The sequence below is a fragment of the Lactimicrobium sp. genome, assembly GCF_036453465.1.
Lineage (GTDB): Bacteria > Bacillota_I > Bacilli_A > Erysipelotrichales > Erysipelotrichaceae > Bulleidia.
Window position 1 is genome coordinate 21,078 of record NZ_JAZHUW010000026.1, and the last position, 8,157, is coordinate 29,234.

At 47.7% G+C, this 8,157-nt stretch carries 9 protein-coding genes; 2 read left to right on the plus strand and 7 right to left on the minus strand.

The genetic code is table 11. From position 1 onward, the window contains the following. Positions 1 to 132 precede the first annotated feature (132 nt). On the plus strand, positions 133 to 3,027 hold the full coding sequence (locus SOI44_RS07365; protein ID WP_331348564.1) for an insulinase family protein: 2,895 nt from the start codon (positions 133 to 135) through the stop codon (positions 3,025 to 3,027). A gap of 220 nt (positions 3,028 to 3,247) precedes the next feature. Here SOI44_RS07365 and SOI44_RS07370 read toward each other — a convergent pair whose 3' ends face one another. From SOI44_RS07370 to SOI44_RS07400, 7 genes are all read right to left on the minus strand, one after another. Next, positions 3,248 to 3,592, minus strand: coding sequence for a hypothetical protein (locus SOI44_RS07370; RefSeq protein WP_331348565.1), 345 nt, complete (start codon positions 3,590 to 3,592; stop codon positions 3,248 to 3,250). Then, on the minus strand, positions 3,592 to 4,434 hold the full coding sequence (locus tag SOI44_RS07375) for a hypothetical protein (protein ID WP_331348566.1): 843 nt from the start codon (positions 4,432 to 4,434) through the stop codon (positions 3,592 to 3,594). The genes SOI44_RS07370 and SOI44_RS07375 overlap by 1 nt, the downstream gene beginning before the upstream one ends. Next, positions 4,431 to 5,327, minus strand: coding sequence for an HAD family hydrolase (locus SOI44_RS07380; protein ID WP_331348567.1), 897 nt, complete (start codon positions 5,325 to 5,327; stop codon positions 4,431 to 4,433). Before SOI44_RS07380 ends, SOI44_RS07375 begins: the two co-directional genes overlap by 4 nt. A 27-nt stretch (positions 5,328 to 5,354) precedes the next feature. Next, a complete protein-coding gene (locus SOI44_RS07385; RefSeq protein ID WP_331348568.1) occupies positions 5,355 to 5,717 on the minus strand; it encodes a DUF488 domain-containing protein in 363 nt (120 codons plus the stop codon). 84 nt (positions 5,718 to 5,801) lie between these two features. Next, a complete protein-coding gene (locus SOI44_RS07390; RefSeq protein ID WP_331348569.1) occupies positions 5,802 to 6,398 on the minus strand; it encodes an ECF transporter S component in 597 nt (198 codons plus the stop codon). A 90-nt stretch (positions 6,399 to 6,488) separates the two neighbouring features. Then, complete coding sequence (locus tag SOI44_RS07395; RefSeq protein ID WP_331348570.1) at positions 6,489 to 6,911, minus strand: cytidine deaminase; 423 nt, start codon at positions 6,909 to 6,911, stop codon at positions 6,489 to 6,491. An 80-nt stretch (positions 6,912 to 6,991) separates the two neighbouring features. Continuing rightward, positions 6,992 to 7,168, minus strand: a complete 177-nt coding sequence (locus SOI44_RS07400; protein ID WP_331348571.1) for a hypothetical protein — start codon at positions 7,166 to 7,168, stop codon at positions 6,992 to 6,994. A gap of 191 nt (positions 7,169 to 7,359) precedes the next feature. Between SOI44_RS07400 and SOI44_RS07405 the strand changes: the two genes are divergently transcribed. Then, positions 7,360 to 8,028, plus strand: coding sequence for a zinc-ribbon domain-containing protein (locus tag SOI44_RS07405; RefSeq protein WP_331348572.1), 669 nt, complete (start codon positions 7,360 to 7,362; stop codon positions 8,026 to 8,028). Positions 8,029 to 8,157: the final 129 nt, after the last annotated feature.

The window sequence follows — 8,157 nt, forward strand, 5'->3', positions numbered from 1 at the left end:
TCTCAGCCATTATAGAAAGTCAATCAAAACATGCCTACAGAAATTCTTTTCTGCTTTCGTGAAATTCGTTCACTTTCCACCCCATTTCTCTTGTTTTCCTTATAATAGCGGTTGTAACTGGAGGTAATACACGTGGAAGGAAATCATTCCATCAAGAACTATGAACTGGTCAGCACCCGTTTTCTGCCAGACTTTCAGGCAGAACTGTATGAGTACCGGCATATCAGAACCGGTGCCCGCATCTGCTGGCTGAACAATCATGATGAAAACAAGACGTTTGCCATCTGTTTCAAGACCATTCCGTCTGATGACACCGGCGTCTTTCATATTCTTGAGCATTCCGTGCTCAATGGCAGTGACCGCTACCCGGTCAAGGAGCCATTTGTCGAACTGCTCAAAAGCAGTATGAACACCTTTCTCAATGCCATCACCTTTGATGATAAAACGATATATCCGATCTCAAGCCGCAATGAGAAAGACTTCATGAACCTGATGTCTGTGTATCTGGATGCTGTCTTCTGCCCGGCTGTGCGCCATAATCCCAATATCTTCTATCAGGAAGGCTGGCACTATGAGATCCACAAGGCAGATGAGCAGCCGGTATACAAAGGCGTAGTGCTCAATGAGATGAAAGGTGCCTTTGCCAATGTGGATGAGACGGTGCTGAATGCCATGAATCGTCTGCTCTTCCCGGACTCCTGCTATCAGTATGTGTCCGGCGGCGATCCTGCCTGCATCACCGATCTCAGCTATGAAGATTTTGTGGCTGCCCATAAGAAGTTCTATCAGCCTGGCAATGCCAGAATCTGGCTGGATGGTGATCTGAATGTCGAAAAAGTTCTCACCTATATCGATGAGAATTACCTTGCCAAAGGCACAAAGATGGACCAGGACTTTGAGATTCCCATGCAGCAGGCTGCCGAAGGCAGAACCATCACGGTACCCTTTGAAATCTCTGCAGAAGAGGATGACAAGAACCGTTCCATCATCAGCTTTGGCCGCATCATGTCACGCTTTGATGATGCCAGAAGAAACATTGCCCTTTCCGCCCTGTCGGAAGTACTCACCGGCAACAATGATGCGCCATTGAAGAAGCCGCTGCTGGAAAAAGGACTGTGTGAAGATGTTTCCTTTGACCTGTATGATGGCATCCAGCAGCCATACTGCCTGCTCACCGTGCGCAATACCCAGCCGGAGAAGCTGGATGAGATCAAAGCCGTCATCAAGGATGTCATTGCCTCACTGCGCAAAAAGGGCATTGATAAGAGTGAGCTGACTGCTGCCTTGAACCAGATGGAATTCCATTATCGTGAAAAGCAGGAACCAAGCGGTGTCATGAATGCCGAGGATGCCATGGAAAGCTGGCTGTATGGCGGTGATCCTGCCCTGTATCTCAATGTCGGCTCATTATATCAGCAGCTCCGTGAAGAAGCAGATTCCGGTTACTTTGAGAAGCTGCTGGATGAGTTCTTTGCGGATGACGGCAGACTGCAGACCGTGATTGCTGTGGCAGACAGAAATGCCGGTAAAGCACGGGTAGAAGCAGAACAGAAAAAGCTTTCCGATGCAAAACAAAGCTGGCCGGATGTCAATGCGATGGTCAAAGCCACAAAATCACTTGAGGCATGGCAGGCTGCTCCTGACAGCACAGAAAACCTGAACACTCTGCCAAAGCTGACATTGGATGATGTGGAGAAAGTTCCGCGGAAAGATGAATATGAAGAGACAGAATACAACGATGTACCGGTGCTTGTGTATCCGAAAGAGCCTTCCGGCATTGTCTATCTCAATCTGTACTTCAACATTGCCGGATTAAGAAGAGAGATGCTGCCAGAGGCTGGCTTTCTGACAAGCCTGCTTGGTGAACTGCCTACCGCCCATCACACCGTAGCCCAGCTGCAGAAACTTGTGCATACATGGATCGGTTCGCTCACCTTTACACCGGTTTCCTATGCCCCGGATTGTGATCCAGCCGCAACACTCCCGATGATTGCTGTACGCTGCTCCGTCCTTTCTGCTAACAAAGAGAAAGCACTGGATCTGATCAAAGAAATCCTGACGGAAACACAGTTTGATCCAAAGCTGATTCTGCCATTGCTGCGCCAGTCCGTGCAGGACTTTGAGCAGACACTGACAAGCAGCGGCCATGCTTTTGCGGCAGGACGCATCAATGCACGTCTCAGTGCTGACGGCGTCTTCTCAGAATATACTGCCGGCTTTACCAGCGGCAGATGGCTGGAAAGCCTGGAAGCCGATTATGCCGACAAAATTGATGAAGTGATCCAGGATCTTAAACTGTTCCGTGACAATCTCTTCCTTACTTCCCGTCTGACCATTTCTGTTACAGAAGATGGTGGAATCGATTGGCTGCATGCCCTGATTGATGGCCTGCCAAAGGGAGATGCTCATCGGGCAAAGGTACATTATCCGCTGCTTGCAAAGCAGAATGAAGGCATTGTGATCCCGGGTGATGTTTCCTATGCTGCCAGAGGTGTTCTTCTGCCGGCATATGATGCCCATATCCATGTCATGACACATCTGTTGACCTATGACTGGCTGTGGAATGAAGTCAGAGTCAAGGGCGGTGCCTATGGCACCGGCATCTCCGGCAATTCCCTTGGCGGGGTAACAGCCTACTCCTACCGTGATCCGGATCCTGCCAATGCCCTGCATGCCTTTGCCAATATCGGCACTTATCTGCATGAAAAAGCAGAGGAAAACATGGATATTACATCCTATGTGATCGGTGCCATTGCCGCTGTCTCGCCTTTGCTTTCACCAAGAAGCCGCATCATTGTGTCTGATGCCAGATGGTTTGGCCGCATCTCGTATGAGACCAGATGCGAAAACCGCCGGAAGATGCTGCACAGTACCATCCAGAAACTGGATGTACTTGGCACAAAGCTTTCTGATGCCATGAAAGAGGGACCGGTATGCATCATTGGTCCGGCAGCCAAACTGGCACAGATGAAGGATGAGCATCTTACCATTCTGCCGCCAAGACCAAAACATAACGATACAAAGTAAGCGATGCCGCGTGAGATCACGCGGCTTTTTCATACAAAAAGAGACCGGCTTAACCGGTCTAAACAAGGAAAGGCAGGAACCAGATATCAGTTTGCGGAAAGTATCAAAGTACAGCCCGCCTTTCAGCAGGCATAGAATGCCTGCTGGCAGAAATACTGCCTGTTATCAGTTTAGCATTCCAGAAGAAAATGCCCATCCGCAATTGTGAGTATTAACAATATTATTTTTTCAGCTGTTCCTTATCCTTCAGATAAGCAACAAATGGCATCGCCGGATTATAGAAAACACGTGTCTGTGTCCCTTCCCGGAACAGCCTGTCATCTGATGGAACACCTTCAATCAGTGTATAGAAGATGCCATAGACACTGTATTGTACGCTGATATTATCAACTGTCTTTGAAACAGATGTCCGGTGCATGATATAGCCATTGGCAATGCCTGTGCACTTTGCCTTTGACTTGCGGGTCACCGGATGATGCACCGTCAGCATCAGATCGATTGCAAACAGCAGTGCAAAGGCCGCAGCACCAATCACAATCAGAAGCAGCGTCAGATCTTTCGACATCAGGCATCATCCCTTCCAAACATCATCACAAAGCAGACACACGCATCCTGTCTGTCCTGAACAGCCATCACGTTCAGCTTCTCATAGCCATAGCATACCATACCATTCAGCTTCTGGCGGAATCCTTCCTGGCCGCTGGCATGATTCAGCAATGCACATGCCTGATCAAAGCCAAGACGCATCTCATCATCGTTAAGATTCTGATAATGAGCCTGTCCATCCTTACCAGGCATAATCAGCCGCATACTGATCAAAGACAGGTTCTTCTTACCAAAATGCAGCGACATCACCCATTCTCTGCCAAACAATGATACCGGCCGGCCGATATTCACTTTATCCTTTGATACAGGAGGAAGTGCATCACGAAACAGACGTGTCTTCTGGAACGCATCCCATGTCATTCTGTCATCCAGAACAACTTTCTGATCAATGATCAAAGAACCTGAGGCAAAGTGTACTGTCCCGGCATACAGCTTGTTGACCTGGGGAAAGATCATGCCAACAGCTTTGATCAGCTGATAGACAAATTCATCTGCTTCTGCAGGTGTGCCATCATAGCGCAGCACCGGTTTCTGATCACGTGCAAATGACAAAGAGATGTCGTGCAGTATGGATGATTTTCCCGTATAAACCATCTGGTTTGCACTCTGCAATTGCTTTGTAAAAACAAAGGCTGCCTGTTTATCCTGCAGATGGGCCGCAAGCTCATGGCCAGCATATTGTTTACCATCAATCTGCAGCCCGATCAAAGCAGGATCATCACTGTTCATCAGGGTAATCATGGTCAGCACATGTTCATTCCATGTATCAAAGCCATCCTGTATTTCCATCTGATTCATCATCTTTGACTTCCTTCCTGGCGGGCCAGTGCTTCCAGTAATTCATCATACTGCTGTACCGTAATGAGATTTTCATGCAGAAAGGCAATCAGGATGCCATGGCTGCCGATATCTGCCGTCACCCAATCCGCCGCTTCTTTTGTGACAGGGGTGGCATTGCCCATGGCAATGGCATGATGCACAGCTTTGAACATCGGAATATCATTGCTGCTGTCACCAATGCCGATCGTATCTTCCACACTGCCGCCATAATACGAAAGCACATGGCCGATGCCTGTACCTTTATTAATCTGTCCATTGGTAATCTCACCAATGCAGAAATGATCATCGGGCAGATTCATGGACTGGGTCAGAATATATGGTTCCTGCAAACGTTTTTCGAGTTCTGGATACTTTGGTTCCCAGCTGTCTCCAAATGCACAGATTTTATATATATGATCTGATTCTTCATCGCCATAAGATACCGGATATGTACAGTTTTTCTCAGCGTTGGCAATCTGCACGCTGCGATCCTTCGCACCACCGGAGAAATACCATAACAGCTTTTCATAGCCGGCTGGGGAACAATAGGCACCGGCACTGCCTTCCAGCGAATAGCCTAAGCCCATAGAATCCAGCAGCTGCCGGAACCGGGTCACATCTTCTTCTGGAATGGGATGGTCAAAGATCCGTTTGCGCTCGGCATATACCATTGCCCCGGCGCCCATGATGAAACCGTCACATTTATAGTCCAGATAACTTACAATCTCCGCCAGAGATCTGCCTGTACACAGAAAAATCTTATGGCCGTTATGTCTGGCCGCAAAGATTGCCTGCTCAGCGCTGGCAGGGATGCCGCCCTGGGCGACGCTGTACAGCGTGCCGTCAATATCAAGGAATATATACTTTCTGTTCATGCAGAAATTGTACCCATTCAGTATGTATCAGTCCAGTTTTGACTGCAGCCACGCTGCCAGTACAGGCGCATTGTTATGTGCTTCATCTTTGGAGCCAAAGACCAGTGTCACATTCTCATTTGCAAGATGTTGTTTGACCACAGCAAGCAGATCCAATGCAGCTGCATTGTCATCCAGTTCTTTCAGATACGCTGTCCTAAAGGCATCAAAGTCATGGTCCGCATGGAACTGTTTGCGCAGTTCATTGCTTGGCGCAGCTTCTTTTGCCCAATAGAAAAGCATAGCCTTCTCTTTGGAAATCCCTCTTGGCCACAGCTTGTCCACCAGAATCCGGCAGCCATCTGTTTCCTCAGGAGCCAGATAAATTCTTTTTACCTGCAGCACACCCATATCACACCTCCAGATATCATCCTTATTGTAGTCTTGCTGAACAAAAAAGGCATCCGCAGATGCCTGAATCGAGAAATCGATCCATTAATACTTTGGACCAATCTTCTTCAATGTGCCATTGTTCGCCAAGCGCGGTCTTAGTGCCAGATACAGGATGCTGGCAATAATCACGGCCAGAATTGCATTGGTGAAAGTCGTTACGGCATTCCACTTGGCCAGAGCAGCTGCAGCCTTGGCTGGTGCACCCAGAATATAGGCTGTATAGAAATAGCCAAACAGCGGTTCACCAATGCAGTTGAATAACATGCCGCCCGCACAGGATATCACAGTTGCCCAGACAAGTTTCTTCCCGGAAAGACGGTTGATATGAAAAGCATGGTGGGCAATCAGGCCGGTAACGACGCCAATACCAAGTTTCAGGATGATGGTCTTTGGCGCAACGGTAATATAAACCGGATCCAGCAGATCACCAATGCCCATGCCGATGGCACCGGCAATGCCGCCTGGCAGACCGCCCAGTAACAATGCGGCAAGTACATCAAATGTATTGCCAAGATGGAAGGCAGTATAGCCGCCCGGTGTTGGAATGTTGATTTTCAGATATGTGAATGAAACATAGGCCAGTGCTGCCATCAGGCCGATGACACAAAGCCGCAGAACCGGATTTCGTTTGTTCTCCATATAATTGTCCCCTTTTCTTTGAGAGCAATTATACCGTCAACTGGTTATATGAATATATCCAGTTTCAGCAAATATTATAAGACCAGATGATCAGCACACACCATCCAGATCCTTAGGTCCGAATCCCATTGGCAGCATCTCCTTGAGTGTATGAACTTCCAGATGAGAGGGATCAATGCCAAGCACAATCTGAAATGTATCGGGATTGCAGAATTCCATCATGACCTGCCGGCACACACCGCATGGCGGACAGATAACGGTTGGCTCTTCGCCTGCCTTGCCGCCCACGATGGCAATTTTGACAAAGTCGCGATGTCCTGCACAGACAGCCGAAAAGAAGGCAGTCCGTTCGGCACAGTTGGTCGCCGTAAAGCCCGCATTTTCAATGTTACATCCCTGAAACACTTCTCCATCTGCGGTAAGCAATGCGGCCCCAACCGCCCAGTGCGAATACGGTGTATACGCATTTTTTCTGGCTTTCAACGCCAGCTTAATCAATTCACTGTTTTCCATAAATCATTACCTCTGTTTCTCCAGAATAGCACAAAAAAAGATGATCATGCCAATTGTCATGATCATCACCATGTAATACGTTATCTTGTCACTTTCTGCAGATGTCTGTCTGCCTCATCCATCATCTGTGCATTGTGGCAGCGTGCTCCATCCATCATCACAGCTGTCCAGCCATAAATCTCCATGCCCTGGCGGATTGCATCCAGCATCCGTGATGCCAGACTTGTATGTCTCTGTTCTATTCTTAATACAGTCATATCATGTTCCTCCTGATATAAATAATATTATATTGTCGCATTTATGAATTGATAGCTGATTAGCTCCCATATAATAGCATATTATTGCCACCAACTCATAAAAGCTCTTTTTCATATCATGTGCAGATGCTTGCGCACAGAAGTGCATTTCATTCTATAATTCTGATAGAGAGATCAGGAGGGATCATATTATGAAAACCTGTCAGAAATGTGGCAAAGAAAACCGCGACGATGCGAATTTCTGTTCCTGGTGCGGTGCGAAACTGGATGAGCCGCAGCCTGAAGATCCTGCAGTAAAGTCAGAATCTTCAGATAATGCTGAAGAAAAGAAGGAAGAAAGCCCAGCAGCAGACACCAATACCACAGAGAAGAGCACAGAGGGGCCAAAGAAACCTGAAGCTGAAAACAGCGAAGTGAAACCGCAGCTGGAAAAGAAATCATTCCAGACGGATTATCTGTATGGCATCAGTGGTGTTCTGTTGATTGCCGGTACCATATTTCCCCTGTTTTCCATCAAGATGTCAATGCTTGAGTCAAGCTACTCCATCAGCGGAAATGCCTATGATATTGACTCTTTGCTGGCAGTACTGCTGGATGTCATTGGTATTGCTGCATTGATCATTCCTTACCGTGCCAAGAAGTACATGCCGCTTCTGCGCATTGGTGCCGTATTTGCATTGATCTTCACTTTTGTACTGCATCACCAGATCAGTTATGCCACCAGGATGAATTATTCCGGTTATGATACCGGCCTGAATATTCATACAGGAATCGGAAAATGGCTGCTTATCATTGGTGCCATTGGACTTGCAGCAGCCAGTATCATTACCTGGCGCAAAGAGAATTCTGATCATCATTGACAAGCAATAGGGTAGAGTGAGCCGCACCTGCGGCTCGACCCTCCCATTGCACCGTACGTACGGTCTTCCGTATACGGCGCTACATTCGTATTTGATCACGGTTCCCAAGATAGTAATCCAACGGGTTGA

Excerpts from the sequence above, each read along its gene's own strand:
- SOI44_RS07370 (WP_331348565.1), bottom strand. The coding sequence starts at position 3,592 with ATGTCGAAAGATCTGACGCTGCTTCTGATTGTGATTGGTGCTGCGGCC.
- SOI44_RS07375 (WP_331348566.1), bottom strand. The coding sequence starts at position 4,434 with ATGATGAATCAGATGGAAATACAGGATGGCTTTGATACATGGAATGAA.
- SOI44_RS07380 (WP_331348567.1), bottom strand. The coding sequence starts at position 5,327 with ATGAACAGAAAGTATATATTCCTTGATATTGACGGCACGCTGTACAGC.
- SOI44_RS07385 (WP_331348568.1), bottom strand. The coding sequence starts at position 5,717 with ATGGGTGTGCTGCAGGTAAAAAGAATTTATCTGGCTCCTGAGGAAACA.
- SOI44_RS07390 (WP_331348569.1), bottom strand. The coding sequence starts at position 6,398 with ATGGAGAACAAACGAAATCCGGTTCTGCGGCTTTGTGTCATCGGCCTG.
- SOI44_RS07395 (WP_331348570.1), bottom strand. The coding sequence starts at position 6,911 with ATGGAAAACAGTGAATTGATTAAGCTGGCGTTGAAAGCCAGAAAAAAT.
- SOI44_RS07400 (WP_331348571.1), bottom strand. The coding sequence starts at position 7,168 with ATGACTGTATTAAGAATAGAACAGAGACATACAAGTCTGGCATCACGG.
- SOI44_RS07405 (WP_331348572.1), top strand. The coding sequence starts at position 7,360 with ATGAAAACCTGTCAGAAATGTGGCAAAGAAAACCGCGACGATGCGAAT.